Source organism: Bradyrhizobium nanningense, from assembly GCF_004114535.1.
Taxonomy (GTDB): Bacteria; Pseudomonadota; Alphaproteobacteria; order Rhizobiales; family Xanthobacteraceae; genus Bradyrhizobium; species Bradyrhizobium nanningense.
The window spans coordinates 1-1,254 of the sequence record NZ_LBJC01000052.1 but is presented as its reverse complement, the minus strand read 5'-3'; the positions used below and the strand labels follow the sequence as shown (position 1 = coordinate 1,254).

Below are 1,254 nucleotides of genomic sequence, written 5' to 3'. Positions count from 1 at the left end.
CTTCCCCCAAAAAAGTGGACAGGGTTCAAGCCGATTTTAGCTCCATCTCGACCGGGCTGATATAGCCGATAGCCGAGTGTCTGCGGTGATGATTGTAGAAGCCCTCGATGTAGGAGAAGATGTCGCGCTCTGCTTCATTGCGGGTTGCATATTGACGGTGATGGATCAGTTCGGTCTTGAGCGTGTGGAAGAAGCTTTCCATCGGGGCATTGTCGTAGCAGTCGGCTCTGCGGCTCATCGAAGGCCGGAAGCCGGCGGCTTGCAGCGCTTGGCGGTAGTCGGTTGAAGCATATTGGATGCCGCGATCGGAGTGATGGATCAGGCCAGCACCGGGCTTTTGTCCCTTGATCGCCATCCTTAATGCGGCGAGCGGCAATTCGGCGCGCAGATGTTCGTCCATCGCCCAGCCCACGATACGACGGCTGTACAGATCCATGATGGCGGCCAGGTACAGCCATCCCTGGCCGGTCCAGACATAGGTGATGTCGGCGAGCCAGACCTGATTGCGCATGGCGGCCGCGAAGTTCCGGCCGAGCAGGTTGGGCGCGATCGGGAAGCCATGCCCGCTGTCGGTGGTGCGGCATCGTCGCGGCCCGACCGAGATGGCCCGAACGCCATGGTCGCGCATCTGCCGCTCGATCCGGCCACGGCTGGCATGATGTCCCTGGGCTTTGAGTTCGACATGGATGCGCGGGCTGCCATAGCGGCCATGACTGTCGCGATGGACCCGCTTGATGTCCTCCAGCAACTCTCGATTGGCCGCGGCCCGGGGGCTTTCCGGCCGCGCCCGCCAAGCATAGTAGCCTGCGGGCGAGACGCCGAGCACACGGCACATGGTTTGGACCGGATAGTCCGCGCGGCGATCTTCGATGAAGCGGAACCTCATGTCCGGGGTCCAGCAAAGATCGCGATCGACTTTTTTAAAATGTCGCGCTCCATCCGCAGCTGTTCGTTTTCCCGCTGCAACCGCGCGATCACGTCAGCCTGGTCCGCCGACGGCACCGCCGCCTGCGATGTGGGCGCCACGGCGCTGCCGCCGGCTCTCACCGTGCCCCGCTCCTTCACCCATCGGCTGAGCACGGAGCCGTCAAGCCCGAGCTCCTTCGATACTGACTTCGCCGAGCGACCGCTCGACAAAACCAGATCAACCGCCTGCCGCTTGTACTCGTCCGAATAGGACCGACGTTGCCGTTTTGCCATCTGACACCTCTCGCTGCCTAAGCTATAGGTGTCCACCGATTTAGGGGAGGTCCA

At 62.1% G+C, this 1,254-nt stretch carries 1 protein-coding gene; it reads right to left on the bottom strand.

Features of this window, described 5'->3' with window-relative positions:
• Positions 1 to 25: 25 nt before the first annotated feature.
• Positions 26 to 1,200 (bottom strand): IS3 family transposase gene (locus XH84_RS31790; protein WP_128948534.1). Its coding sequence is split into 2 segments (ribosomal slippage): positions 26 to 891 and positions 891 to 1,200, totalling 1,176 coding nucleotides; the frame shifts between segments, so codons are not numbered across the junction.
• Between the last annotated feature and the right edge of the window lie 54 nt (positions 1,201 to 1,254).